General features: G+C 70.4%; 25 protein-coding genes and 1 tRNA gene. 17 read left to right on the top strand and 9 right to left on the bottom strand.

Going from position 1 to position 25,056, the window contains the following annotated elements:
- Window positions 1-97: 97 nt before the first annotated feature.
- The 3 genes from IE272_RS11115 to IE272_RS11105 form a co-directional block, all read right to left on the bottom strand.
- Window positions 98-901 (bottom strand): Pvc16 family protein, encoded by an 804-nt coding sequence (locus tag IE272_RS11115; RefSeq protein WP_056702309.1) that lies wholly within the window; start codon window positions 899-901, stop codon window positions 98-100.
- 31 nt (window positions 902-932) lie between these two features.
- Window positions 933-2,930, bottom strand: coding sequence for an HYR domain-containing protein (locus IE272_RS11110; protein WP_190006747.1), 1,998 nt, complete (start codon window positions 2,928-2,930; stop codon window positions 933-935).
- Window positions 2,931-3,160: 230 nt separating this feature from the next.
- Window positions 3,161-3,787 (bottom strand): helix-turn-helix transcriptional regulator, encoded by a 627-nt coding sequence (locus tag IE272_RS11105; RefSeq protein WP_050359963.1) that lies wholly within the window; start codon window positions 3,785-3,787, stop codon window positions 3,161-3,163.
- Between the two features lie 212 nt (window positions 3,788-3,999).
- Between IE272_RS11105 and IE272_RS11100 the strand changes: the two genes are divergently transcribed.
- On the top strand, window positions 4,000-5,346 hold the full coding sequence (locus IE272_RS11100; RefSeq protein ID WP_190006746.1) for a COG1470 family protein: 1,347 nt from the start codon (window positions 4,000-4,002) through the stop codon (window positions 5,344-5,346).
- Between the two features lie 113 nt (window positions 5,347-5,459).
- Here IE272_RS11100 and IE272_RS11095 read toward each other — a convergent pair whose 3' ends face one another.
- Window positions 5,460-6,392, bottom strand: coding sequence for an eCIS core domain-containing protein (locus tag IE272_RS11095; RefSeq protein ID WP_373304164.1), 933 nt, complete (start codon window positions 6,390-6,392; stop codon window positions 5,460-5,462).
- 263 nt (window positions 6,393-6,655) lie between these two features.
- On the opposite strand from IE272_RS11095, the gene IE272_RS11090 reads away from it, so the two are divergent.
- The 4 genes from IE272_RS11090 to IE272_RS11075 all read left to right on the top strand — a co-directional run bounded on the left by IE272_RS11090 (window position 6,656) and on the right by IE272_RS11075 (window position 10,460).
- Window positions 6,656-7,336 (top strand): HhH-GPD-type base excision DNA repair protein, encoded by a 681-nt coding sequence (locus tag IE272_RS11090; protein WP_050359962.1) that lies wholly within the window; start codon window positions 6,656-6,658, stop codon window positions 7,334-7,336.
- 221 nt (window positions 7,337-7,557) lie between these two features.
- Window positions 7,558-9,087 (top strand): M28 family metallopeptidase, encoded by a 1,530-nt coding sequence (locus IE272_RS11085; RefSeq protein ID WP_190006801.1) that lies wholly within the window; start codon window positions 7,558-7,560, stop codon window positions 9,085-9,087.
- A gap of 219 nt (window positions 9,088-9,306) precedes the next feature.
- Window positions 9,307-9,603 (top strand): type II toxin-antitoxin system VapB family antitoxin, encoded by a 297-nt coding sequence (locus IE272_RS11080; protein ID WP_007446323.1) that lies wholly within the window; start codon window positions 9,307-9,309, stop codon window positions 9,601-9,603.
- Window positions 9,604-9,857: 254 nt separating this feature from the next.
- Entirely contained in the window at window positions 9,858-10,460 is a 603-nt protein-coding gene (locus IE272_RS11075; RefSeq protein WP_098890975.1) for a LytR C-terminal domain-containing protein, read from the top strand.
- A gap of 139 nt (window positions 10,461-10,599) precedes the next feature.
- On the opposite strand, the gene upp is transcribed toward IE272_RS11075, so the two are convergent.
- Window positions 10,600-11,235, bottom strand: a complete 636-nt coding sequence (gene upp / locus IE272_RS11070; RefSeq protein WP_007446314.1) for a uracil phosphoribosyltransferase — start codon at window positions 11,233-11,235, stop codon at window positions 10,600-10,602.
- Window positions 11,236-11,337: 102 nt separating this feature from the next.
- On the opposite strand from upp, the gene IE272_RS11065 reads away from it, so the two are divergent.
- The 4 genes from IE272_RS11065 (at window position 11,338) to IE272_RS11050 (ending at window position 13,124) form a co-directional block, all read left to right on the top strand.
- A complete protein-coding gene (locus tag IE272_RS11065) occupies window positions 11,338-11,580 on the top strand; it encodes a hypothetical protein (protein WP_050360040.1) in 243 nt (80 codons plus the stop codon).
- Between the two features lie 217 nt (window positions 11,581-11,797).
- Window positions 11,798-12,352 carry a tRNA adenosine deaminase-associated protein gene (locus IE272_RS11060; protein ID WP_050359959.1) on the top strand — a complete coding sequence of 185 codons (555 nt, stop codon included), beginning with the start codon at window positions 11,798-11,800 and terminating at the stop codon, window positions 12,350-12,352.
- A 165-nt stretch (window positions 12,353-12,517) separates the two neighbouring features.
- The gene (gene tadA, locus IE272_RS11055) at window positions 12,518-12,946 is read left to right on the top strand and encodes a tRNA adenosine(34) deaminase TadA (RefSeq protein ID WP_056702300.1); all 429 of its coding nucleotides are present in this window, start codon (window positions 12,518-12,520) and stop codon (window positions 12,944-12,946) included.
- A gap of 90 nt (window positions 12,947-13,036) precedes the next feature.
- Window positions 13,037-13,124: transfer RNA gene (locus IE272_RS11050), tRNA-Ser, on the top strand.
- A 243-nt stretch (window positions 13,125-13,367) separates the two neighbouring features.
- On the opposite strand, the gene IE272_RS11045 is transcribed toward IE272_RS11050, so the two are convergent.
- Window positions 13,368-14,486: a hypothetical protein gene (locus tag IE272_RS11045; RefSeq protein WP_190006744.1), complete on the bottom strand. Its 1,119-nt coding sequence runs from the start codon at window positions 14,484-14,486 to the stop codon at window positions 13,368-13,370.
- Between the two features lie 221 nt (window positions 14,487-14,707).
- Between IE272_RS11045 and IE272_RS11040 the strand changes: the two genes are divergently transcribed.
- Window positions 14,708-14,860, top strand: coding sequence for a hypothetical protein (locus IE272_RS11040; protein WP_190006743.1), 153 nt, complete (start codon window positions 14,708-14,710; stop codon window positions 14,858-14,860).
- 552 nt (window positions 14,861-15,412) lie between these two features.
- Here the strand turns inward: IE272_RS11040 and IE272_RS11035 are convergent.
- Complete coding sequence (locus IE272_RS11035; protein WP_190006742.1) at window positions 15,413-16,516, bottom strand: methyltransferase domain-containing protein; 1,104 nt, start codon at window positions 16,514-16,516, stop codon at window positions 15,413-15,415.
- 124 nt (window positions 16,517-16,640) lie between these two features.
- A complete protein-coding gene (locus IE272_RS38660; RefSeq protein ID WP_079044207.1) occupies window positions 16,641-16,865 on the bottom strand; it encodes a hypothetical protein in 225 nt (74 codons plus the stop codon).
- A gap of 693 nt (window positions 16,866-17,558) precedes the next feature.
- Between IE272_RS38660 and IE272_RS11030 the strand changes: the two genes are divergently transcribed.
- Window positions 17,559-18,821, top strand: coding sequence for a helix-turn-helix transcriptional regulator (locus IE272_RS11030; protein WP_373304169.1), 1,263 nt, complete (start codon window positions 17,559-17,561; stop codon window positions 18,819-18,821).
- Here the strand turns inward: IE272_RS11030 and IE272_RS11025 are convergent.
- Window positions 18,802-19,464: an HAD family hydrolase gene (locus tag IE272_RS11025; RefSeq protein WP_097937065.1), complete on the bottom strand. Its 663-nt coding sequence runs from the start codon at window positions 19,462-19,464 to the stop codon at window positions 18,802-18,804. The genes IE272_RS11030 and IE272_RS11025 overlap by 20 nt on opposite strands.
- 429 nt (window positions 19,465-19,893) lie before the next feature.
- On the opposite strand from IE272_RS11025, the gene IE272_RS11020 reads away from it, so the two are divergent.
- The 6 genes from IE272_RS11020 (at window position 19,894) to IE272_RS10995 (ending at window position 24,957) form a co-directional block, all read left to right on the top strand.
- On the top strand, window positions 19,894-20,958 hold the full coding sequence (locus IE272_RS11020; protein ID WP_229897266.1) for a MarR family transcriptional regulator: 1,065 nt from the start codon (window positions 19,894-19,896) through the stop codon (window positions 20,956-20,958).
- A gap of 403 nt (window positions 20,959-21,361) precedes the next feature.
- A complete protein-coding gene (locus IE272_RS11015; RefSeq protein ID WP_007446295.1) occupies window positions 21,362-21,526 on the top strand; it encodes a hypothetical protein in 165 nt (54 codons plus the stop codon).
- A gap of 10 nt (window positions 21,527-21,536) precedes the next feature.
- A complete protein-coding gene (locus IE272_RS11010; protein ID WP_003967684.1) occupies window positions 21,537-21,830 on the top strand; it encodes a Dabb family protein in 294 nt (97 codons plus the stop codon).
- Between the two features lie 198 nt (window positions 21,831-22,028).
- Window positions 22,029-22,889: an RNA polymerase sigma factor SigF gene (locus tag IE272_RS11005; RefSeq protein ID WP_050359953.1), complete on the top strand. Its 861-nt coding sequence runs from the start codon at window positions 22,029-22,031 to the stop codon at window positions 22,887-22,889.
- Between the two features lie 234 nt (window positions 22,890-23,123).
- Entirely contained in the window at window positions 23,124-23,990 is an 867-nt protein-coding gene (locus IE272_RS11000) for an RNA polymerase sigma factor SigF (protein ID WP_018958648.1), read from the top strand.
- 148 nt (window positions 23,991-24,138) lie between these two features.
- A complete protein-coding gene (locus IE272_RS10995) occupies window positions 24,139-24,957 on the top strand; it encodes a hypothetical protein (RefSeq protein ID WP_190006740.1) in 819 nt (272 codons plus the stop codon).
- Window positions 24,958-25,056 lie beyond the last annotated feature (99 nt).

Below are 25,056 nucleotides of genomic sequence, written 5' to 3'. Positions count from 1 at the left end.
CGTCCCGAAGGCCCCGTTCATGCGTCCCATCCCGAAGGCCCCGTTCCTGTGTCCCGTCCCGGCGGCCTCGCTCATGCGTCCCGTCCTGAAGGCCCGCTCATGCGTCCCGTCCCGAAGGCGGCGTGGGCGCGCCGGTTTCCTCCACCGGCCTCCCCCGCCGCTCCGTGATCCGCAGGGACACCGCCCGTCCACGCGCCCCGCCCGGGGGCGCGGAGGAAGGCTCCCGGGCCGGTCGGCCGGGACGCGACCCGTACACCGGCAGACCCGGCCGGCCCGGCTGCGCCTCCGTCGCGCCCACGCCCGCGCCCGCCCCTGGCGCCGACGCGGGTACGTCCCCGAACTCGGCCCGCAGCCCCTCGTCGCCCACCGGCGGACCCGCCTCGTAGACCGGGGATGCCGTCACCGGAACGCTGATCACCAGGTCCAGCGAGGGCTTCAGCTCGCCCCCGAGCGCGCTCCACACATCGGCGAACGACCGGTCCTCCGGCGGCGGCAGCGCGATCGACATCGGAACGGCGGCCCCGACCTCGGCCAGCGAGCCCGCCAGCCGCTCCGGCGGCAGCGCCTCGTACCGCAGCAGGCAGGCCAGCAGGGAGGAGAGCAGCCGGTGTTCGTCCTCCGGGCGCTTCGTCCATGCCGTGATCAGGTACGACAGCTTGAAGAAGCGCGGCGGGCGGCGCCGCGCGACGATCGCCCCGCGCTCGTCGTACTCGTTGTGCAGGCCGCGCTCCCGCCGCCGCATGTCCTCGCGGATGTCGTACAGGTAGAGGTTGACCATCGGGGCGTTGACCTTGGCCGCCCACTCCCGGGTCGGGGCGTCGAAGACCACCGCGATCTGGCGGCCCTCCAGCACCTCGGCCCGGATCATGGCCCGCAGGACGTCGTCCACCTCATGGATCATCCGGTGACCGCCTCCGAAGCGAAGAGCCCACTCATGACCGGCCCGCGAAGTCCGGGGGCTGGAGGTTGTGCTGGACGACCAGCACCGGTTTCCGCAGGCGCGGCAGGTCCCGGGCCTCGGCCCGCAGGACGCGCGGGCCCAGCGTGTCCTTGCGCAGGACCAGCACCTGCACCTCGAAGGTGCCGTCCCGGCCGACCCGTACGCCGGACCGGTCCGCGGTGATCCCGATGTTCCACGTGAAACGTACGGTCTCGCCCGGCGGAAAGTCCTTGCCCCGGGCCAGTACCGGCTGCCCCGGTTTCGCCACCTGCGGGGTGACCGTCAGCGAGGGCTTGAGGACCCTCAACCGGTCCGCGTCCCGGTTGTTCGCCCTGCGCCCGTCGGGCAGGGTGCCGCGCACGGTGGCCCGTACGTCACCGGTGACCGCCGCCCGGTAGGTCGCCGTCTGCGTCACTTCGATCCGGCCCCCGGCGGCGATCGTGCAGGGCCGCGCCGCCGTGCACCGGCTCGGACCGGACAGGCTCCGGTCCTTCGACTCGCCCGTCCTCGGCCAGACCGTCCCGAGGACGACGCCGGTCGCCGTGTCCGGGCCCGCGTTGGTGATCGTGAACCGGGCGGTGGCGGGCCGCCCCACGTACGTACGGTCCGGGCTGACATCGGCCCGTACCGCGATGTCCGAGGCCGGGGGCGGGGGCGGCGGCGGAGTGGGCGGGTCCGGCGGGACGACGGGTTCCAGGACCTCGAACCGGGCCGTGTCCGCCCCCGTGTTGCCCGCCGAGTCCGTGGCGGAACAGGTGACCGTCGTCGTTCCGACCGGGAAGAGCGATCCGGACGGCGGGGTACAGGTCACCGGCAGCGCCCCGTCCTGCGGGTCCGTCGCCGTCGCCGTGTACTCGATGCGGGCGCCGTCGTCGTCGGGCGCCCTGGCCGTACGGTCGTCCACGGTGACGACGGGGACGTCGATGTCGTTCACGGCGATGCTGATCTGCTGCTGGAAGTCCGGATCGGGCACCGCGGCCGGCCCGATCGTGTCCGTCCCCGGCACCTGGGTGCCGAGCAGGAACTGCACGGTGCAGGTCAGCGTCGTGCCCTGCGGAGCGTCCTCCGACACATCGACGGTCTCCGCGAAGTGCGCGGTCTCGCCGCTGGTGAGCTGCCGGGTGGGCGGGTCGAGAGCGACGGTCAGATGCGGGTCGCAGGCGTCGAGGCGGTAGCCGACGGAGGTGGGGAGGTTGTCGAAACCTTCGATGATCGCCTCGGCGACCCGGTCCCCGTCGATGCCTCCGAGCAGCCGGCCGCCGGTGGCCTCGATGATGCGGGTCGCCTGGCCCGGCGTGGTGGGCGGATCCTCGACGTAGTCCGGGTTTCCGGCGTCGCCGTTGCCGTTGAGGCCGTCGCCGATCGTGCTCTCGACATCGACGCCGATCACCCGTACGCCCTTGTCCTGGAGCGCGAAGATCGTGTCGTCGATGGTGTGGCCGTTGCTGGGCGAGTGGCTGGAGGCGTCCCCGACGAGCACCACGACCGGGCTCGACCCGTCGCGGAACACCGTCGTGCCGCCCGCACCGTCGGCGATCTGCCACAGCCCGTTGATCCAGTCCTCCGAAGGACCCCGGCTCGCCCCGCCGAGGTCGGTCTTCAGCTTGTCGACGCCCTCCTGCACCTTCACCAGGTCGTCGGTCAGCCCCGTGAGCACCTGGAATCCCGCGTTGACGTCGCCCTCCTGGTCGCCGAACGTGGCCACCGCGAAATGCGAGTCGGGCTGCTCGGCCAGGATCTTGCCGGTGATGGCGGGCAGGTTCTCCCGGACGCTCCTGATCGGGTCGGCCATGCTCGCCGTACCGTCCACCAGCAGGACCACATCCGGCCGGGGCGGGATCGCCGGGGTCCGCACCTGCTTGTCCACGCCCGTCGAACCGCCCGGGTCGAGCGTCTCCTCCAGCGTCGCCGGAGTGACCCACGGCTCCGGCACGGGCACGGCGGACGCCACACCGCTCACGCCGGACGCGGGGGCGAGGCCGGCGGCCAACAGCAGGAGAACGAGCCCGGCCGCTCGCCTTCGCGGTCCCGTTCCTCGCTGAAACCACCGCACAGTTCCCCTCCCCGCGTCCCGCCCGATACCCGGAGGCCACCGTCGCGCACCGACCGGCCGGGCGCGGAGAGAGACGAGTCACTTCCGCGGGAAGGCCGAACTGCCCGATGGTGCAGAGGCCTTCGTGAATCGGCCTCAGACCGACAAGCCATCAGACAGGCCGGCCGTCAGATCAGCCCCTGACGCATCGCGTACGCCACCGCGTGGGAGCGATTACGCAGTTGCAGACGGGTCATCACCGAGTGCAGCACGTTCTTGATCGTGCGCTCGGAGTACGCCAGCTTCGTCGCGATGTCCGCGGTGTCGTACCCCTCGGCGACCAGGCGCAGCACGTCCACCTCGCGCGCGGCCAGGCCGGTGAAGTGCAGGCCGCGCGGACCGAGCACCTGACCCTGGAGCCTGCCGACCTCTTCGAGGAGGCGTCCGAGCAGGTCGGAGGGGAGATGCCCCTCGCCCCGCGCCACCGTGCCGATGACCTGCACCAGATGGTCCGGCGTCGACTCGGACCGCCTGATGACCCCGGCGACCCCGCACTCCGCCGCGCTGACCAGCTTCTGTTCGTCGATGTCCGTGGTCACCAGCACCGTGCGGCAGGTGCTGGTGCGCTGGATGTTGCGCAGGACGCGCAGCACTTCGTCGTCCACCGCGTCCACCACCATGACCACGACCTGGGGCGTCGGCTCGCCGTCGTCCCGCTCGACGACGCTGACCTCGGGGCGGGCCCGTAGCTGGCTGGCCACTCCGGCCTGGGAAATCGGGTCTTGCGCACGTAAAACGACAGTGATGCGCTCCATGCGAATGCTCCCCCTGGGCACCAGCCGGAAGCATCACACTGCAGGCACAAGCTCCACAGCTGTATTCGTCTGCCCCATCCGTTGTGAGGCGGTCTAAAGATTCCCTTTCTTACCGGCGAGGAAACTGAAAGGTTGCCTCGGGCATCACATCTGCCCGAAAGTGTTCCTCCGTGACCGGTGCCCGCCCCCCGGCCCGGTCCTACGGTCCGCGTATGAGTCTTACCGCAAGCCTCGACGCGTCGACCGTCACCGTCACACCGGGCGAGGAGACGACCCTTCCCCTGCAAATCCTCAACTCCGGCCGGACCGTCGAGGAATACCACTTCGAGGTGGTCGGCACGTGTGCCGCCTGGTCGGCGATGGAGCCCGCGGTCCTCTCCCTGTACCCCGGCGACTCCGGAACCGTCTCCCTGGTCATGCGCCCGCCCCGCGAAGCGACGGTCCTCGCGGGCGAGAGCACGTTCGGGATCCGGGTGATGCCGACCGGCGACCGGAGCGACACCGTGGTGCCCGAGGGCCGGGTGACCGTCCTGCCGTTCACCGAGACGACCGCCGAACTGGTCCCGCGCGGCTCGAACGGCTCCCGGAGCGGACGGCACCAGTTCGCCGTCGACAACCGGGGCAACACCCCGGTGACCGTACGGCTCGGAGCCCAGCCCGGTACGGAGCAGGCGCGGGTGGTGTTCGCCGCCTCCGAGCTGCGGATCGAGCCGGGGCACGCGGAGTTCGCGAAGCTGCGGGTCCGCCCGGTCAAACGGATGTGGCGCGGTACGCCGGTGACGCACGCCTTCCAGGTGTTCGCCGCCCCGCAGCCGCCCGAGGGCGAGGAGGCACCGGCCCCGGTGCTGGTGGACGGCTCCTACCAGCAGGAACCGATCCTGCCGCGCTGGCTGCCCCGGGCCCTGCTCACCGCAGCTCTGCTGCTCCTCGTCCTGGTGGGGCTCTGGTACGCGCTGCTGCGCCCGGCGGTGAAGTCCGCGGCCCGGGAGGCGGTCACTCCCGAGGCGGTACGGTCGGCCGCCGCGGCCGACAAGAGCAAGGCTCCGGAAGAGGGCGAACCGGGCGGTGCGGGCTCCGGAGGCGGCGACTCCGCCGGGGCGGGCACGGGCGGCGGCTCGGCGAGCCCCACTCCGTCGCCGGGGCCCTCCGCCTCGGGCGGCAGCGGCGGGGGCGGTGACGCGGCGTCGGGCGCCCCGACCAGCGCGCAGGCCCGGGTGCAGGACGGGGTGGGCGGCGGCCCGAACACCGGGACGGCCCTGCAGGTACCGGCCGGCCACACCTTCCAGCTCACCGACATCGTGGTGCAGAACCCGCAGGGCGACGCGGGCACGGTCACCGTCACGGCCGGCGAGGACACCCGCGTCCTGAGCCTCGGCCTGGAGAACTTCCGCGACTCCGACTACCACTTCGTGACCCCGATCCTGGTGCCCGCCGGCGGCAAGGTCACGATGACGATCGACTGCAGGCGGGTCGGCAAGCCGGTGGGTGCTCCGGCCCCCTCTCGGTGCTCGTCCTCGATGTTCCTGGGCGGGACGATGCGCGCGGACACGGCGGGCTGACACCCGCACCGGGACGGTCCGCCCGACCGAAAGTCCGACCGCCTGACCGCCCGAGCGACCGCCCGAGCGACGGTCCGACCGCCCACCCGACCAACCGCCCGAAGCGGGCTCCCTCAAGCCGGGGGAGTCTCCTCTTCCTCTTCCTCCCCCGGCTTCTTCTCCGCCGCACGCTGCACGAACGATCCCTGTACGTCGGCGGGTTGCTCGTCCTCGTCCTCCGTGGCCGCCCGCTGCACGGCGGAAGCCGCGGATGCGGAGGTGGGAGCGGGGGCGGACACGGGCGCGGCCGGGACCGGGGCCGCCTCCGGCGCGGGATCGGACAGCACCCGGTCCGCGTTCGCGACGGCTTCCCGCTCGAACCGGTCCGAAGGGTCGCTGACCCGGATGCCGCCCGGGGCCTCGGTTCCCTCCACCGGGCCGTTGCGCTGCTGGATCACATGGGTCAGCTCATGGGCCAGCGTGGTGCGGCCCTGCGGCGACCCGGGGTCGTAGGCGTCGCGCTGGAACACCACGTTGTTGCCCACGGTGTACGCGTGCGCCCCGACGCCCTTCGCCGACTCGTGCGCGGCGGAGTCGTGGTGGACGCGCACGTCGGAGAAGTCCGCGCCCATCCGGCTCTCCATGTCCGTACGGGTGTCGGTGTCCAGGGGCGAACCGCCGGAGGAGATCACGTCGTGCACCGGCGACCGCTGCTCCTCGGCCTGCCCCGCGTGCCCCGTCTGCTCGGCCTGCTCGGCCTGCTCGGCCTGCTCGGCCTGCTCGGCGGCGGGTGCGGCGGCTGCGGACCGGGCCCGTTGGACCATCGCCCCGAGTGCGCCGTTTCCGGCCGTCCGCTGGAGCAGCCCCATCCCGGCCGCCCCGACCACATCGGCCCGGCCCGCGGCGGCGGCCCGGAAGACGTGGTGGTCCCGCTCGCCCGGCGCCTCGGCAGCGGTTTCGCCGCGCTGCTCATCGCGCTCGTGGGCCTGGTCCCGCCCGCCGTGTCCGTGGTGGCCACCGGGTCCGTGGGGCTCGTGGTGTTCCTGCTCGATGTCGTGCGCGTCCATGCTCATCTCCCCTGACCGCACCGTCCTCGGCATTCCACGATTACGGCGCGGCCCCCGGGCCGTCCAGCCCGTGCCCCGGCCCGGCCGGGGCATCCGGAACTGCCTCATCGGGCAGCGCGGCGGCACGGACGGACGCGCACGCCACGGCCGTCCCGCTCCTCCTTTACTCCCTTCGGCCGACTTACTCCCTTCGGCCGACAGGAAAGCGGCCATCGGCGCAGTCCCGGTCGCCGTCGTCCGCCGCGCTCGCGATGATCGGCAGCATGACCACGAGCGACAGCGGCAAGGACATCACCCTGCGGATCGCCCAGAATCCGGAGGCCGACGAGCTTCTCGGCCGCAGCCCGCTGGCCGCCCTGGTCGGCATGCTGCTGGACCAGCAGGTTCCGATGGAGTGGGCGTTCACGGGCCCGTACACCCTCGCGGAACGGATGGGCTCCGACGACCTGGACGCGGGGCGGATCGCCGCCTACGACCCGGACGCCTTCACCGAGTTGTTCACGACCAAACCGGCCCTGCACCGCTACCCCGGCTCCATGGCCCAGCGGGTGCAGCAGCTGTGCCAGTTCCTGGTGGCGGAGTACGACGGCGACGCGAGCGCGGTGTGGCGGTCCGCGGCGACCGGCGACGATCTGCTGAAACGCCTCAACGCGCTGCCCGGCTTCGGCACCCAGAAGGCCAGGATCTTCCTGGCGCTGCTCGGCAAGCAATTCGGCGTACGCCCGACGGGGTGGCGGGAGGCGGCGGGACCGTACGGGGAGGCCGGATCGCACCGGTCGGTCGCCGACATCACGGGTCCGGAGTCGCTCGCCGAGGTACGCGCGTACAAGCAGGAGGCCAAGGCGGCGGCCAAGGCTACGAAGACGGCTGCGAAGACGACGGCGAAGACGACGAGGACGGCCAAAGCGGCGAAGAAGCCGGGCCGTTCGTCGCCCGATAAGTGATGGGGTGGAGCGCCGAATCAGGCCGACACCTCCCTCCCACCGATCGAATCCGGCCACATCTGTTCACAGGCGTCACCCCACTCGCTAGCTTTCGCAGCACATTCGTTCAGCTGTTCAGATACTGAGCCGCTCGGAGCGCCGGCGATTCAGGTACTGAGCCGCTCAGAGCACCAGCCGTTCAGACCGGAAGGACTCCTGTGCACGCAACACGTCGCAGAGCCATGGCTGTCGTGGCCGCCACCGCCCTGGCCACACCGCTCCTCCTGGCCGCGTCCCCGAACCCCGGACGCCCCGCGCACGACCCGGGGAAGGAAGCCGCCAAGCTGTCACGGGAGTTGGTGAGGAACGCGTCCGCACGCGACGCCTACCGCCACCTCCAGCAGTTCCAGGCGATAGCCGACTCGACCGACGGTCACCGCGCCGCCGGTTCGCTGGGCCACGACGCATCGGCGGCGTACGTCTACCGCCAGCTCCAGCGGGCCGGGTACAAGGTCTCGTACGAGAACTTCCGCTTCACCTACACGGAGACGCTGGCCGAGAAGCTCTCCGTGGTGACGCCGACGCCCCGCGACGTCTCGATCAAGGCCATGACGTACACGCCGTCGACCGAGGTGGGCGGCCTGACGGCAGCGCTCGTCGCGGTGCCCGTCGACGGGACGACGGGCTGCGAGGCCGCCGACTACGCGTCCTCGACCTTCACCGGCAAGATCGCGCTGATCAAGCGCGGCGGCTGCTCCTTCGCCGAGAAGCAGGCGGCAGCCGCCGAAGCGGGCGCGGCCGGGGCGGTCATCTACAACAACGTCGAGGGCGTCCTTTCCGGCACGCTCGGCGAGGTCGCCGCGGGCAGGATCCCGACCGGCGGCCTCACCCAGGAGGAGGGCGAGAAGCTCGCCGCCGACCTCGCGGGCGGCGAGGTCACGGTCTCCTTCGAGATACGTGAGCTCCAGCAGGACCGCCCCACCCGCAACGTCATCGCCGAGACGCCCGGCGGCAGCACGGCGCGGACCGTGATGCTCGGCGCCCACCTCGACTCGGTGACCGAGGGCCCCGGCATCAACGACAACGGCTCCGGTTCCGCCGGCCTGCTCGATGTCGCCCTGAAGCTGGCGAAGTCGAAGAGCAACCCCGCCAACAAGGTGCGGTTCGCCTGGTGGTCGGCCGAGGAGAACGGCCTGATCGGCTCGGAGAAGTACGTCGCGGCGCTCTCCGAGAAGCAGCGCGAGCAGATCGCGCTCTACCTGAACTTCGACATGATCGCCTCGCCCAACGGCGTGCAGTTCGTCTTCGACGGCGACAACTCCGACCAGGTCGGCGAGGGCCCCGGCCCGGAGGGCTCGGCCCAACTGGAGCGCGACATCAACGAGTTCCTCGACGGCAAGGGCAAGCCGCACGAGGGCACCGACTTCACCGGCCGCTCGGACTACGGACCGTTCATCGAGGTCGGCATCCCGTCCGGCGGTACCGACACCGGGGCGGAGGGCATCAAGACGGCGGCCCAGGCCGAGGTGTTCGGCGGCGAGGCGGGGATCGCGTACGACCCCTGCTACCACGCGGCCTGCGACGACCTGGACAACATCGACATGGGTCACTTCGACACCAACATCGACGTGATCGCCAACGCCGTCGGGACGTACGCCCACGACCTGCGTTCCCTGACCCGCCCGGTCACCCCCGACACCGGCACGGGCACGCCCGGCAGCGGTGGCAGCGGTGGCGGCCTGCGCGAGGGGCACGGCCGCGTCGCGGAGTAGCGGCCCAGGCCCCCAGGCCCCGTGAACGGCGCACCGCACCCACGGTGAACCGGCAGTGAGCCCGGTACGGAATCCCTCCGGATCGATTCCGTACCGGGCTCACTCACGCGCCCCCTGTCCCGGTATCCCGCCCTATTCGGCGCAATACGGCCTTTGCACCGGCGTCGCGGTGAGCTTCCCTGGCTGCGCCCGGTGGCCCTTGCCCGGTAGGCTTTCCGTGTGATCTTCAAGCGCATCGGAAATGGGAAGCCATACCCCGACCACGGCCGGGAAAGCACCCGCCAGTGGGCGGACGTCGCGCCGCGTCCGGTTCGCCTGGACCAGCTCGTGACCACCAAGGGCCAGCTGGACCTGGAGACCCTCCTCGCCGAGGACTCCACGTTCTACGGCGACCTGTTCGCCCATGTCGTGAAATGGCAGGGCGACCTCTACCTGGAGGACGGCCTGCACCGGGCGGTCCGGGCCGCGCTCCAGCAGCGCCAGGTGCTGCACGCCCGCGTCCTCGACATGGGCTGACACCGCCCCGGGACATGGGCTGACGCCTCCCCGGGGCCCCCGGGGGCATGGGCTGACGCACCCCCGGCCGCCCGCGCACACCGCCGCGATACACGGGCACGCACACCCCACCCGGGTTCCGCACCCCACCGAGGCCGGATTCGGGCCTTTCGGGTGTTTTCACGCTCATCCGGGTGCCATACGTTGATCATTTTGTACGCATCGTCATCGGGTCGCACTACGCTGCGTCCATGAGCATGCTCACTCCCCCCGGCATGGGCGGAAAGTACCGCATCACGGGCGACGCCTATCCCCGTATGCGTCGCCCCCGGCACCGCCGCAGGCTGGTCCTCGCGGGCATCGGAGCCGTCGTCGCCCTCAGCCTGGCCGGCTGGGGCACGTTGCAGCTCATCGACGTCTTCACCGGCGGCGACAAGAGCGCCAGCGCGGCCGACCACAAGCGGGACTGCCCCACCGCGAAGCCGTCGGCGGCCCCGGTCAAGGCGCTGCCGAAGCCGGCCGCCATCAAGGTCAACGTCTACAACGCGACGACGCGCAGCGGGCTGGCCAAGTCCGCGGCCGAGGAGCTCAAGAAGCGCGGTTTCACCATCGGCGAGGTGGGCAACGCGACGAAGGCGTACGACAAGAAGGTGCCGGGCACGGGCGTGCTGCTCGGCGCACCGACCGCGACGAACGGCAGCTTCACGGTGCTCGGCACCCAGCTGGCGGGCACGGTGCAGAAGACGGACACCCGCAGGACGGGCGAGGTCGACCTGATCCTCGGGGCGAAGTTCAAGGCGTTCAGCACCCCGCAGGAGGCCACCGCCGCGATGACGGCCCTGACGAAGCCGGCCCCGGCCCCGTCCCCCTCCTGCTGAACCCCGCAGACGCTCCTGCTGAACCCCCGCACACGCTCCTGCTGGACCCCTGCACACGACGCGCGCCCCGCCCCGGCACCGTACGGATACGTACGACGCCGGGACGGGGCGCGCAATCGTGGAACGGCCCAGTCCGGACCTATTCGGCCGTGCCGTACATCCGGTCGCCCGCGTCCCCGAGGCCCGGCACGATGTAGCCGTTCTCGTTGAGCCGCTCGTCGACGGAGGCGGTGACGACGGTGACCGGGGTCCCGGCCAGCTCGCGCTCCATCACCTCGACGCCCTCGGGCGCCGCGAGAAGCACGACGGCGGTGACATCGTCGGCCCCGCGCTTGATCAGCTCGCGGATGGCCGCGACGAGGGTGCCGCCGGTGGCCAGCATCGGGTCCAGGACATAGACCTGGCGGCCGGAGAGGTCCTCGGGCATCCGGGTCGCGTACGTCTCCGCCTGGAGCGTCTCCTCGTTGCGGATCATGCCGAGGAAGCCCACTTCGGCGGTCGGCAGCAGCCGCACCATGCCGTCCAGCATGCCCAGACCGGCGCGCAGGATCGGGACGACCAGGGGCCGGGGGTGCGAGAGCTTCACCCCGGTCGTGGGCGTCACCGGGGTCACGATGTCGACCTGCTCGGTGCGCACGTCCCGGGTGGCCTCGTAGGCGAGAAGGGTGACCAGCTCGTCGGCGAGCCGCCGGAAGGTCGGGGAGTCGGTGCGCTTGTCGCGCAGCGTGGTGAGTTTGTGCGCCACCAGCGGGTGGTCGACGACGTGGATCCGCATGCGTCAACAGTAACCGCGCCGCCCGGCACTCTGCGCTGGCATCAACCACCTGTTCGGGGGGAAGGTGGGGGCATACGGACCCAGCACTGGGGTGGTGTGTCGATGGCTGACGGGGAACTGCGGCGCGACCCGGCCTCGCGCGGGTCGCGCGACGGGCGCGACGCCGAGGGCGCGGTGAATGACGTCGAGGACGCGCAGGAGAGTGACGCCGCCCGCCGCCGCCGACGCGCCCAGTTCCTCCGTGAGCTCCACGAGGCCAAGCAGCTGCGCGACCGGGTGCAGCCGCGCCGGGCCCGTGCGGCCCGTATGCGGCAACAGATGCGGATGCGAACGTTCCGCTGGTGAATCCTCCTCGTACCACCGGCGCACTCCCCCGCCGATCCGCCCGTCAGGGCGACGGCCGACCAGGCACTCCTGGAACTGGTGGCCGACGCAACGGCCGAAGAGGTCTCGCACGGCGCTTGTTTCTGCCACGATGCCGGTTGGGCGGGGCTCAGGACGGACGGATCACCGTTCGCCCTCCCGTCGGACCGATTCGCCTATGACCAGTGGGAGAGTCACGGTGTACTTCGCCGCACTGCTCGCGCGCACCGAAGACGGGTGGGAAGCGAGCGATACAGAGCTCGACGATGTGGAAACCCTGTCCGATCTGACGGATCTGGCCCGGGAGGCCTCGGTGGACGAGGACACGGTCCTGGTCTACATCGAGCAGGAGGACGCCTGGTTCGGCGTCGTCCGGGTGGACGGTGAGGAGGACCCCCGAATCTACGTCTCGGACGCGTCCGCCGCCGCCCGCTCCTCGTACGGGGAGATCCTGCTCACCGACGAAATGCTCGGCCGCGAACCGGGGGCCGAGGACGAGATCGCCGCCCTGGAGGAGCTCGTCGACCTCGACGGCACCGAGGACGGCGAACCGGAACGGTCCGCCCCCGCGGCCGCCGACCCGGACGAGGACGGCCCCGACCCGGACGCCGTGCCGGCGGGACCGATCGGTGAGCTCGGGGTCCTCGCCGACCTCGGGATGTCCGAGAAGGAGCTGCTCACCCTGCAGACCGACGCACTCTCCGAGATCGCGGAGGCCGTGGGAGCGGCGGAGGTCCTGGAGTCGGTCCGCTGACCGGCCCGTACGCCCCTCTTCCCTTCCCTCCTCCTGTCCCGTCCCACCCTGTCCGTTAGGGTCCCGCAGGTGACCGCACGACCGCCGGACCCCTCACCGCAGCCCGCCCCGGATCCCGTACGCGTACCCGAGCCCGACCCCGTACGCGACCCCTGGCAGGCACCGATGCGCCGCGCCCTGGCCGAGGCCGGGCGGGCGGCGTCGGCCGGCGATGTGCCGGTCGGCGCCGTCGTCCTCGGCCCCGACGGCGCCGAGCTGGCCGCCGCCCACAACGAGCGCGAGGCCACCGGCGACCCGACCGCACACGCCGAGATCCTGGCCCTGCGCCGGGCGGCCGGGACCCACGGCGAGTGGCGCCTGACCGGCTGCACGCTGGTGGTCACCCTGGAGCCCTGCACGATGTGCGCGGGCGCCCTGGTCCAGTCCCGCGTCGACCGGGTCGTCTACGGAGCCCGCGACGAGAAGGCGGGCGCGGCCGGCTCCCTCTGGGACGTCGTCCGCGACCGCCGCCTCAACCACCGCCCGGAGGTGATCGGCGGCGTCCTGGAGGACGAGTGCGCCGAGCAGCTGACGTCCTTCTTCCGCACGCTCTGACCAGGTACGGCCCGACCTCCTGACCAGGTAGGGCCCCGCTCCCGAGAACCGATTTCTGTCCACGCCCCGGGATGGTCTAAGCTCTCTCTCGGTAGCGTGTCCGAGCGGCCGAAGGAGCTCGCCTCGAAAGCGAGTGTGGCGTAACCCGTCACCGTGGGTTCAAATCCCACCGCTACCGCTTCTAACACCCCTTGATCTGCGGAAACGCGATCAGGGGGTGTTTTGCATGTGGACACGGTATGGACGTGTCCACACCCGAGCGGGGCGAACACCATCGTTGCGAGTGGCACGGAAAGCTCCGGTGGGGCCTCTGGCGCGGCTGTCCGGGCCGATCGGGCTGCCTGTGAGGCCGAAGAAGACATCCGGCGCCGCATCGAAACGGCCGCAGCGGTGGGTGCCCGCTCAGCCTCTGGTGAGGGGGTCAGAGGGCAAGGCCACCCTCGAACTTTCCTTCAAGGGCCGCCTCGATCACTCGGGAGAGCTGACGTCGGGCCGCGGCTGGTTGCTTGGCAAGGTTCTGGTCCATCTGTGACTGGGGCATCTCCAGCATGTTCTTGATCTCTGCCATCGTGTCGGGGAGGGCTTGCATGGAGGAGTGGAGGGCGGTGAGGTTGGCGGTCATCTTCGGGTCGGTGCGGCGTACGGCCACCACCACGGCAAGGATCAAAGGGGCCAGGAAGGGTTTCTCCTCCTGGTTGGCGAGGAACCCGAAGCCCGCGTAGTTGTCGTTGCCGTAAATCGCGCCCAGGAGGCGGGCGGCAAGGGGCATCCCGTAGAAGAGGGTGTGGGCGAAGGGGCGGGCCTCTTCGAGTTCGGCCTCCGTGACGGTCAGCATCGTCTTGAACAGGGCCGGCGGGGCGAAGGTGCGGGCAAGATCCAGCAGCTGATGGGGTGAGCCGGTGATCCATGGGCCGACGCCGTCCACCTTGTGTCGCCGTCCCGGGGCGAGGCCGAGAAGTCGTTCGAGCTCGAAGGCTTCGTCGTCGGTCACGGTGATGGATTCACCGCGTCCGAAGGTGCGGAACATCAGCTCGATGGCGCGGGCCCGCTCGGCGGCCGACTGCCGGATCGGGCGGGGGAGAGCCTTGGGCCCGCGCTTCGCGGCGAGTTCGGCGGCGAGGGATTCGATGGGGTCCCGGCCTGTGTCCAGCTCCGGTGCCGCGGCCGAATCCGGAGACGGAGCGATGCGGTCCTCCAAGGCGCCGACCGCGAGAAGGCAGCGGAGGAGAGCGATCTCGACAGCCTCAGTGGGGATGGGGAAGCCCTCCAGCCACAACAGGACACGGAGTACCTCTGGGTCCTTCGTGCGTTGCCGCCAGCGTCCCAGGAACACGATCTGCCGCTCGGTGCCAGGCGGGTAGACCCAGACCGGCGTGACCCCTCGGTTCAGGGCCCGGTGCGGGCGCGGGATGAGCCCTTGTGTACGTAGCGTCTCAAGCTGTCGATCGGTGAAGGGATACCCCGCGCAGCGGGCTGCCCGGAGAAGGTCTGCACTGTCCGGGCCCGGACGGCGCGGCGCCGGGGGCGTGGCGGCGTTCATCGGCGCAGCCTAGTGCACTCCCGGCCGAGGAGTCGGGAAACAGGGGCGGTGGGGGCAAGCAGGGGGAGGTACTCCCGGAAAGACCCCTGGTATCTCGCATCCGGGGCTTCGGCCGTTGCCGGGACGGACAGCGCGGTGCTTGTGTCAGAGGACCGGCCGGCCGAACGGGTGGCACCGGTTCGTCGGGGCGGTCAGCCCCCGTGCATGAGGAGGACTCTGTGGTGTCGAAGAAGATGGTCGCAGTGGTGGCGGCGGCGGTCGCGCGGACGTACGCGCAGCGGTGGGCGGTCCGCAGCGGATGCGCCGGGTGGCAGGTGGACATCGTGGGGTACGCGGCGGGTGCCGCGATCACGGCCATGGTCCTGCGGGCGTGACCGCGGCGCCCGTCTCAACGAAGGCACGCCGCGTCCCGCTCGGCACGCTCACGCCGAGCGGGACGTACTTCTGGGCCCCTCCCCGGACGGCACCAGAACCGCCATCTAGGCGAGTCACACGACCAGAGCAGCGTCGAACTCCGCGCCGCTACCTCACTCTCTGTCACTGAAACTGCTCGGCTACTCGGGCCCCGAGCCCGTCCCTGAGAGCGCTTCAGGCGGATGGGCGCCAAGGCGCCCATCCCTTTCGGGGGTAGGTGCTTCTCTATGCAGAGGAGCCGATCCGGGCCACGGAGCCACCAGGAGCGCACCTTGATCCCCCCGTAGGCATGTCCACACGGGGCACGACGCAAGAGGATGCAACAGAACTCAGCAGGATGGATAGCGCCAGATTTTCCGACTCTCAGGAAAAACAGCAGGTGAGACCCGTCACGCGGACAGGTTCAAATCCCCACCGCTACCGCTTGTGGAAGGGGCGTCCGACTGAGATCAGTCGGACGCCCCTTCTGGCATTAGCCCCGGTTTCCGTTTTCCGCCGGCCCGGGGTCGCCTTCACACCCGGCTGGGCCGGATGGCCTCGTCCGGGTCCCGGAGCCATACCTCCTGGCCCCGGCCGGTCACGGTCAACCCGAACTGCTGGGCGTCGGGCCGCCCGACCGCTTCGTACTCCCACCAGGCCTGCTCGATCTCCTCCCACAGGAACCCGGGCCCGTACTGCCAGACCTCCTCCCCGGTGGCGGCCGTCGCTCCGGATCCGTTCTCGCGGGTCACCCACACCTGAACACCGTCGGGGGTGCTCCGGTGGATGAGCCGTACGCCGGGCAGGCGCGCCCCGGCGTACAGGGCGAACCCGAGGTCGAGGAGCCGGGCGGGGTCCAGGCCGGCGGCGCGCGCTCGTCCTTTGCCCCGTACATCGTGGAGGTCGGGGACGCGGTGGGCTCGCATCGGCATGTACGTGGCCCCGCCGCAGAACGGGCCGGTCGCGGTGCCGTCAGCCTGTACGCGGAGCTGGACCAGCGCTCCGGACCAGAACTCCCGGGCGAGGGGGGCCACGACGACCCCTCCGGGCCGGATCTGGCGGAGCAGGTTGTACGGGACGTACCGAAGGGCGCAGGTGGCGATCAGCCGGTCCACCAACCCGAGGCCGGGCCACGGCTGTTCGCCGTCCCCGACGCGCAGGTGCGGCCGGTACCCGGCCTGCGCGAGGGCGTCGGCCGCCTGGCGGGCCACGACCGGGTCCAGCTCGACGCTGTGGACGAGATCGTCACCGAGCCGTTCGCAGAGCAGCGCGGAGACATACCCGGTGCCGGTGCCGATCTCCAGTACCCGGTGGCCGTCGCGCACGTCGAGCAGGCCCAGCATCCGGGCGACCATCGAGGGCATCGAGTTCGACGACGTCGCGACACCGGGCCCGCCCAAGGCTCCGTCGTCGAGCTGGGTGACGACGGGCTCGTCGCTGTTCACCAACGCCAGCCACGCATCCGTCCCCACCACCGGCTCACACCGGTCGGGCAACTGCCGCCACACAGTCTCCGGAACGAACCGACTGCGCGGAACAGCCTCGAACACCCGCCGCCACCGCGCAGAGAGCAGCCCCCGATCGGCCAACTCCTGCACCAGGGCGGGGTAGGTGGATGCCGGGTGTGCGGTGCTCATGGCTGCGGGAAGCACTGGGGGCGGCTGCCGTCCGGAGACGGCTTCGGCTCCGACGGCGGTGTCCACGGCTTGTCCGAAGGCGACCCGCCATGCTTGGCAGCATCGACCTGTACGGGGTTGGTGGTCATCGTTCATCTCCTCTGATCGGTGAAGCTGATTGGTTGGCAGGGGCGTGAAGCCGGTAGATCCCGTACGGAGGGAAGAGATCGACCCGGCGCGGACGGCCACTCTCGGCGCACGCCCGGCACAGCAGATCCCGGCCGCCCTCGGTGTGCCGTACGGCGGTGACCGGTGCGCGCCAACACGCCTCGCACGTACGGACATCCGTTGCCGAGAAGTTGATGCTCATCCGGCTTCCCGAAGAGCGGTGGCGACCGCATGACACGGGCAGACACAGTCCGGCCGCAGGCAGAGGGCGTGCACGTCGGCCAGACCCGTCACCAACGCACTGCGGCAGACAACGCCGTACGGACCGTCCGCACCCGCCGACAACCCGTCCAGGCCGACGCCCGCACCCCCGGTCGCATCGGCGGCCGTGATCGGATCACCCCGCCACAGCAACGTCACCTCATGCTCCGGACAGTAGGCACCTGACTCGCCCTCAATCGGCAACTCGTGTGCTTCCTCGCCCGCGTAGCACTTCATCCGCGTCGGGCCTTCCGCCAAGCCCGCCCCAAGCGCACGGCCGTCGGACAGGAGACTCCCTCGCGGCACGCAGCGCAGGTCGTGGTGTGACCGAGCAATGTGCGGTACGCGGCATCCGGTGCGGCTGCGCGCTTGGACAAGGTGATCAGGGCAAGAACCTTCCGTTCTGGAGTGCGGGGAGAAGGTGGTCGAACCTCCTCGTCCGCCGGTGGCTTCCCGTGGCGTTGCTGTGATGTCGGAGCGCCGATCATGGTCTTCCTCGCTGCGTGGTGTCTGACGAAAGCCCAGACTGGCCCTATCAATGACCACTTTCGAGGACTTTCATAGGACCCTTCGAGGTGCCAAAGAGGACTTATCTGCCACCATTTGAGGGATCGCCTGGATCAGAGCGGGCCTACTGTCACCATCAGTACAACCGCTACGGAGGTGCACGGTGCCCCAACCACGAATCAACACCCGCCTAAGGTCGGCGCGCGTAGCCGCCGGATATCACTCACAACAGGCGCTCGCAGAAGCCCTCGGCGTTGGAGTACGGCAGGTGAGGCGCTGGGAGTCCTCGGCACCGCCGTGGCCCCACCCGGATCTGCAGTCAGCGCTCGTCCACTTGTTGGGCCAGAGCATGGAGGAGCTTGGGTTCGCCCCGCCGCCGGGAAGGGAGAGTGGCGGGCAGCGACCGCACTCCGCAATGAACGCCGCCGGGAAGGGCCTGGCTGCTGTACCCGTCCAGTCGACAACCACGATCCAACCGGTGTCGGTCGGCAGCGACTTCGCCGCTGTTACCCGTGCCCATCGGAACCTCTACTGGTCCGTCGCGCCGACAGCCCTCTACCCGACCGTGATCGGGCACGCGGAACTCGGGTGTGTCCTGCTGACGGAAACGGTCGGCCGTACCCGCCAGTCAGTGGCTTCCTCGCTGTCGGAAACGTGGCTACTCGCAGGGCGCATTCAGTTCTTCGACCTCAGGGAGTCCGACGAAGCGGATGAGACATGGCTGCGCGGCCTGCAGGCGGCCCGGGAGGCCGAGGATCATCTCCTCGGGGCGGCGACACTTGCACACATGGCCTTCGTTCCGGGATGGGAAGGGCGCCGGGATGAGGCCGCACGGCGGATTGTCGCGGCGCGAACCTATGCTCGTCGCGGTGATTCCCCGGCGCTGCTCCTCGCATGGCTCGATGCCGTCGAAGCCGAGTGCGAGACCCGGGCGAGCAACACCCGCACCGCTCTTCACCTCATCAGCCATGGGGAAGACGCGCTCGCAGCGGGCAACGAGCACCCCGTGCCCGAATGGTTCGACTGGTTCAGCGCTCCGCGTCTGGCCGCGTTCAAAGGCAACACGCAGCTACGGGCGGGACATCTGCCTCAGGCTCGGGCCACTTTGTCCGCTGCCCTCGACCAACTGCCCGAGGCGGAGGAGAAGCAGCGGTCCGTCGTACTGGGTGATCTCGCCGCCGTCGAGGCCGCAGCGGGCGACGTCGATGCGGCGTGCCACTACGCTGTCCGCGCACTCGACCAGTTGAAGCGCACCTGGTACGCGACCGGCATGGACCGGGTGCGCGATGTTCGCCAAGCCCTGGTCGCCCACCAACACGAACAGTGCGTGCGGGATCTGGACGAACGACTCTACGACTGGTCGACGACCGTCAGCGCTCTCGCTCGTTGAACTGTTTGATCAGCGGCGACAGTTCGACAAGGCTCTCCACTCGGAAGGTGGGGAGCCTCCTCGCTTCTTCCGTCTCCCACTGAATCGTCCCCCACGGCCCGCGGTGCACAAGCGCGGTCCACATGCCCGCAGCAACGGCCGGCCGCAGGTCGTTGTCGACGCGGTCACCGACATAGAGGATCTCGTCGGGTTCGGCGGGGACGACTTCGGCGACGCGTACAAAGAACTCGGGGTCAGGCTTCGACGCACCCCAGTCGTCAGACGTACCGATCAGGTCGACGTCCTGAGCGAACAGAGCTCGCAGGATGCCGCCCGCCCGAACCGTCTGATTACCGGCGATACCGAGCCACAGGCCGTCCGCGCGCAAGGCCGCCAGGGAGTCGCGTACGTCGGGGTACAGATCCGACTCGTCGAAGTGTTCAGGCTGCCCCGCTGCTGCCCGGGCCTCCCGCTCGGCGTAGAGATCGAACCCGGGGCGGAAGACCTGAAACGTCTCGCGGTAGTCCCTGCCCTGAGCAATCACAGCTCCGAACTGCGCGGCAAAGGTGTGGCGAGGAACACCGAGCCAGTCAGCCCAAGTGCCGTACTCACGGGTCTCGTCGACCAGGCACTCACCGACATCGAACACGACTGCACGAATCATGCTGCGATCGTAGGCGGCGGCCGGATGATCGCGAGATGGAAGGCACCTTGCACTCGCAGGCCGGGCCGCCCCGCCCTCCCCCGAAGCTCGGATCCCGAGCCCTGAGCTTCGGGCTTCGGGAGCGTCCGGTCACTCCTGCGGGGGTATGTGGATGGGGCCCTGGCCCGAAGCTCGGGTGCCGGGATTCGGGTGTCGGGATGCGGGACCCGGGGTTCGAGCGTCTTCTTTAACCGGTGGGCAGAAGAAGGGGTTTGGGGAAAACCTCCCCTACCTCCCTGCCCCGTCACGGCCAGGAAATATGACTAATCGTGACGGCTTGCGGCACAGCGTCACGACTGCTTACGGTGCGAGAACCAAACGACCCCGACCGGTGGTTGCACACCGAGCCGGGGTCTTACCGCAAGATCGATAACCCAGAAAGCCGATCCCGTGGCTACCCAGCACCCTAGCTCCGCCCTGCACGCCCCCGCACTCTCCGCCGCGTACCCGATGGCCAAGCCCGGCTACGGCAAACGCTCCGCACCGGAACAACAGGCCCGAACACGCCACGACTTCGCCCTCCTGCCGACCCGCGAGCGGTACGTCGCGGGGTTCGTCGACCACCTCCCCGACGGTGCCGCGATGAGCGTGAAGACCCTGGCGAAACAGCTCCCGCTCTACGGCCAGCAGGCCATCTCCACCGCGCTGACCGCCTTGTCCGTCGCCGGGCATCTGCGGCGCGTACGGTGCGCGGTCGTCGGCGCGGGCGACGAGACCCGCTGGGTCTTCCGCACCTTCTGGTCCCGCACCGCACGCGACAACGAGTGGTGGAACACCTACCTCGCCACCGAGAAGGCCGCCCTGGCCGCAGCCCCCGTACCGGAAGCCTCCACCCTCGACACGGCACCACCGCCACCGTGGGCCCCGGCCGAGGAACTGCTGCCGCCTGCACCGGAGCGTCCCCGTACGGAACAGACCCCCGACCCCACCGCCGTACCGCAGCAACGCACCCCGGCCCGCGCACCGGACACCGAGCCCGCGACGCCCCATGCCCCCGGAACCAGCCCCGCCTACCTCGCCCTGGCCCGCCTCGGCCGGGACGACCACCGCCTCACCCTCTCCGCCGACGACTGCGCCACCCTGGAACCCCAAGCGGCACAATGGCTCGCCCGGGGCGTGAGCGTCGACTACCTGACCAGTGCGCTGACGGCGGGGCTCCCCGCCAAGGTCGACTCCCCCGTCGGCCTCCTCCGCCGCCGACTCACCGACAAGATCCCGCCCCGGCTGCCCACGGCCGGAAGCCCCTCGCCCGGCGCCCCGGCCCCCGTCCGCCACCTCCTTGTGGAATGCACGGACTGCGGCCGCCCCGGGCCCCCGCAAGCCCTCCCCGACGGGCTCTGCCGCCCCTGCCGTACGGCTCACGCCGGAGCCGCCGAGGATTCACCCCGCCCCGTCGACATCGCCGACGTCAAGGCCCACATGAACAACCTCCGCGACCTGCTCAAACCCGTCTGATCTCTCCTCACACGGCGAAGCGCCCGGCCGCCGTACAGAGGATGTACGGCGACCGGGCGCTCCGGTTCACGGTTCAGGTCGGGGGAAGCGGCATCGGGGGGACAAGCCGCTTCCCCCGGTGAGAACAGGGCCTGCTGGTCGCCCGCCGCGGTCAGGGGGGAATCGCGCGGCGGTGACCCCACAGAGAGGCCCTGTTCCGGCCCTCCGGGTCCTGCCTGGTCCCGTTGGGCTCGGTATCCATGCTGCCGGGCGACAGGAGCCTTGAGAGCGGGCAAAAGACCTTGATGGCGGGGTCATAGGTCCTTAAAGGCCGCATCAGTGATCAGAAACGGCCACCCGGATACGACCATCTGTGCGGATACAATCGCCCGATCGCACGTGGGGCCGATGGAGGGGCAGGATTGTGGCCAAGGCAAAGACGATCATCATCTACATATTGGTGGTCTTCGTGCTGTACACGATCATCATGTCTCCGCAGCGGGCCGCCGAACTGGTCCAGGTAGGGTTCGAAGGCATTTCCACCGCCGCGCAGAGCGTCGGTGACTTCATGTCAGAACTGGTGAAGTAGGAGCAGCACGATGATCCGCCACCTGGTCCTTTTCAAGCTGAACGAGGGCGTCGAGCGGGACGACCCGCGGGTCGTCGCCGGGGACCGGGCCTTCCGGGAGCTGGAGGGGCAGGTTCCGGAGCTGGAGTTCTGGGAGTGCGCCTGGAACATCACCGACCGGCCGATCGCGTACGACTACGCCATCAACTCCGCCGTCGCCGACGAGGACGCGCTCAAGCGGTACATCGAGCACCCGGCCCACCAGGCCGCTGCCGGACAGTGGCGAGAATTCGCCACTTGGGTGATCGCCGACTACCCCTTCTGACGCTCCCCCGGTGCCGGTTCGCGCCGGTTCCAGCAACCCCTCGCCGGTCAGGCGAGGGGTTTCTTTGTGCTGTTTAAACCCTTATGACCTCAACACGGCACTATGAGGTGCTTGCACACAGTGGACATGTCTTGTGATGCTATGACCGCTTTTGACGGATGAGTTGACCGTAGTTGACCGCAAAGGGGTGGCGTCACCGTGCCGGCCAGTACAGCGCCTCAAGTGCCTCCCCAGACCGTCCAGACCGAGGACATCCAGACGGAGACCCCGGACCCCTCGGTCAGGCCCGCCAGGGCCCGCGGCGCCGACACCAGGGCGCTCACCCAGGTCCTCTTCGGCCAGCTCAAGAACCTGGAGCCGGGCACTCCGGAGCACCGCCGGGTCCGGGCCGCCCTCATCGAGGCGAACCTCCCCCTCGTGCGGTACGCCGCGGCGCGGTTCCGCAGCCGCAACGAGCCGATGGAGGACGTCGTCCAGGTCGGCACCATCGGCCTGATCAACGCCATCGACCGGTTCGACCCGGACCGCGGGGTCCAGTTCCCCACGTTCGCGATGCCCACCGTCGTCGGCGAGATCAAGCGGTACTTCCGCGACAACGTGCGCACCGTCCACGTCCCCCGCCGGCTCCACGAGCTGTGGGTCCAGGTCACCGGCGCCACCGAGGACCTGACGACCGCCCACGGGCGCTCGCCCACCACCGCCGAGATCGCCGAGCGGCTGAAGATCTCCGAGGACGAGGTGCTGGCCTGCATCGAGGCCGGACGCTCGTACCACGCGACCTCACTGGAAGCCGCCCAGGAGGGCGACGGGCTGCCCGGACTCCTCGACCGGCTCGGTTACGAGGACCCCGCGCTCGCGGGCGTCGAGCACCGCGATCTCGTCCGGCACCTCCTCGTCCAGCTTCCCGAGCGCGAGCAGCGCATCCTCCTCCTGCGCTACTACAGCAACTTGACCCAGTCTCAGATCAGCGCGGAACTGGGCGTCTCCCAGATGCATGTGTCAAGGCTTCTCGCCAGAAGTTTCGCCCGACTGAGATCCGCAAACAGGATCGAGGCGTAACCGGAACGGGTAGACCGTCCACAGAGCAGTTCTGACGGCATAAAAGGCCTACACCCCCTGTTTCCAGGGCGGATTCGGCGCTGACTTGTCGACATGTCACTACAGCGTGTTGCCGACATGTGACATTCTGCTCGAAGCGCGTTTGCCGCAGCCCCGCCTCCGGTATTCAGGTGGAGGCTGCGTTCCTCCGATGGTCGCGGCCACCGCGACCGTCCGCGACCTCAAGGGGGTGGCATGTCCGAAGAACAGGGCAGCTCGAAGGTGCTCACGCTCACGAAGAGCGTGCCGGCACCCGCCGTGCTCACCAGCTCACCGGAAGCCATCGACACCCGCACGCTGTCCCGCTCCCTGTTCCTGCGGCTTGCCGCGCTCGGCCCCGCATCGGGCCCCGAGGGAACGGACAGTCCGGAGCGGACCTATGTGCGGGACACACTGATCGAACTGAACCTCCCGCTGGTGCGGTACGCCGCGGCGCGGTTCCGCAGCCGCAACGAGCCGATGGAGGACATCGTCCAGGTCGGCACGATCGGCCTGATCAAGGCGATCGACCGGTTCGACTGCGAACGGGGCGTCGAGTTCCCGACGTTCGCGATGCCCACCGTCGTCGGCGAGATCAAACGCTTCTTCCGCGACACCTCCTGGTCCGTGCGGGTCCCCCGCCGCCTCCAGGAGCTGCGGCTCGCCCTGACCAAGACCAGCGACGAGCTCGCGCAGAAGCTCGACCGCTCGCCGACCGTTCCGGAGCTGGCCCGCGCGCTCGGGGTCTCCGAGGAGGACGTGGTCGACGGTCTCGCCGTCGGCAACGCCTACACCGCCTCCTCCCTGGACTCCCCCTCCCCCGAGGACGACGGCGGCGAGGGCTCTCTCGCCGACCGCCTCGGGTACGAGGACTCGGCGCTGGAGGGCGTCGAGTACCGCGAGTCGCTCAAGCCGCTGCTGGCCAAGCTCGCCCCGCGCGAGCGCCAGATCATCATGCTGCGGTTCTTCGCGAACATGACGCAGTCGCAGATCGGCGAGGAGGTCGGCATCTCCCAGATGCACGTCTCCCGGCTGCTGACCCGCACGCTCGCGCAGCTCAGGGAAGGGCTCATCGCGGACTGAGGGCGGCCGGCAGAGTTCTGCTGATGCGGGCCGGCCTCTGTTGGCCTCCGCCGGTCCCTGCTGATCCCTGCTGATCCCTGCTGCGGGCAACTCTGCCGATCCCTGCAGCAGGGTTCAGATTTGACGGACCGTCAGCCACACTGGCGCGATGCGACGTCAGACATTCGGCTCGACCGGCCGCCGGGGCACCGCCATCGCCGCCTCGGCGGCCGCGCTGTGTCTGGGCGGCGGCCTGCTGGCCGCCTGCGGGAGCGGACCGGGCGACGACGGATACGTGGCCGTGGGCGCCGCCGCCGACGGCGGGGACCGGCCGGCGGGCGGCGACGGGAAGCCTTCGGGCAAGGTGACGCTGGTCCCGCTCGACGGGAACGGCGGCGGGAGCGATGAGCGCGGCCCAGGCGGTCGCGGGTCCGGCAATCCCTCGTCCGCACCCTCCTCCCCGGGTGCGAGCGAGCCTGGGCGCGCCCAGGACAGTCCCGGCGGGGCGCGTACGGAGACGCCGGGCGGTCAGGGGGGCGGCTCACCCGACGGGCCGGGCGCGAAGCCCCCGAAGCCCGCTGAGCCCTCGAAGCCGGGCGGCGGGCCCGGCACCCCTTCACCTCCGGGCGACGGCACCCCTGGCGTCCCCGGCACACCGGAGCCTCCCACTCCGCCCGCGACCCCGGCCGCGCTGACGTTGAGCGCACCCCAGCGCGCGGCGGCGGACAAGCGGTGGTGCGAGAAGGTGACCGTGGAGTTCCGCAACACCGGCGGCTCCCCTGCTCGCTCGGGGACCGTCACCTTCGCCACGCACATCATCGGCGCCCTCGGCGTCGACTGGGCGACCATCACCTCGTCCCAGCCCCTGCCCGCCCCGATCGGCGCGGGCTCGGCGCGCTCGGAGTCGTACACCGTCTGCGTGGAGTCCTGGCGGGTCCCGCTCGGGATGCACGTCGAGACGCAGGACGTCTCCGCCGTGTGGAAGTGATCCGACCGGGGGACGGCGGGCGGCCCGTCCACGCACGAAGGCCGCCCGGGGTGGAGCGGCGGCCGGCTGTGCGGCTCCGCCTCCCGTCCCCGTGCGGCC

Origin of the sequence: Streptomyces anulatus (genome assembly GCF_014650675.1) — a bacterium.
GTDB classification, from domain to species: Bacteria; Actinomycetota; Actinomycetes; order Streptomycetales; family Streptomycetaceae; genus Streptomyces; species Streptomyces anulatus.
The sequence above is the reverse complement of the archived record's forward strand: the minus strand, read 5'-3'. Positions and strand labels throughout refer to the sequence as shown.

Coding starts and splice junctions, on each gene's coding strand:
- IE272_RS11115 (WP_056702309.1), bottom strand. CDS start 901: ATGATCCATGAGGTGGACGACGTCCTGCGGGCCATGATCCGGGCCGAG.
- IE272_RS11105 (WP_050359963.1), bottom strand. CDS start 3,787: ATGGAGCGCATCACTGTCGTTTTACGTGCGCAAGACCCGATTTCCCAG.
- IE272_RS11100 (WP_190006746.1), top strand. CDS start 4,000: ATGAGTCTTACCGCAAGCCTCGACGCGTCGACCGTCACCGTCACACCG.
- IE272_RS11095 (WP_373304164.1), bottom strand. CDS start 6,392: ATGGACGCGCACGACATCGAGCAGGAACACCACGAGCCCCACGGACCC.
- IE272_RS11090 (WP_050359962.1), top strand. CDS start 6,656: ATGACCACGAGCGACAGCGGCAAGGACATCACCCTGCGGATCGCCCAG.
- IE272_RS11085 (WP_190006801.1), top strand. CDS start 7,558: ATGGCTGTCGTGGCCGCCACCGCCCTGGCCACACCGCTCCTCCTGGCC.
- IE272_RS11075 (WP_098890975.1), top strand. CDS start 9,858: ATGGGCGGAAAGTACCGCATCACGGGCGACGCCTATCCCCGTATGCGT.
- upp (WP_007446314.1), bottom strand. CDS start 11,235: ATGCGGATCCACGTCGTCGACCACCCGCTGGTGGCGCACAAACTCACC.
- IE272_RS11065 (WP_050360040.1), top strand. CDS start 11,338: ATGGCTGACGGGGAACTGCGGCGCGACCCGGCCTCGCGCGGGTCGCGC.
- tadA (WP_056702300.1), top strand. CDS start 12,518: ATGCGCCGCGCCCTGGCCGAGGCCGGGCGGGCGGCGTCGGCCGGCGAT.
- IE272_RS11045 (WP_190006744.1), bottom strand. CDS start 14,486: ATGAACGCCGCCACGCCCCCGGCGCCGCGCCGTCCGGGCCCGGACAGT.
- IE272_RS11035 (WP_190006742.1), bottom strand. CDS start 16,516: ATGAGCACCGCACACCCGGCATCCACCTACCCCGCCCTGGTGCAGGAG.
- IE272_RS38660 (WP_079044207.1), bottom strand. CDS start 16,865: ATGAGCATCAACTTCTCGGCAACGGATGTCCGTACGTGCGAGGCGTGT.
- IE272_RS11025 (WP_097937065.1), bottom strand. CDS start 19,464: ATGATTCGTGCAGTCGTGTTCGATGTCGGTGAGTGCCTGGTCGACGAG.
- IE272_RS11010 (WP_003967684.1), top strand. CDS start 21,537: ATGATCCGCCACCTGGTCCTTTTCAAGCTGAACGAGGGCGTCGAGCGG.
- IE272_RS11000 (WP_018958648.1), top strand. CDS start 23,124: ATGTCCGAAGAACAGGGCAGCTCGAAGGTGCTCACGCTCACGAAGAGC.
- IE272_RS10995 (WP_190006740.1), top strand. CDS start 24,139: ATGCGACGTCAGACATTCGGCTCGACCGGCCGCCGGGGCACCGCCATC.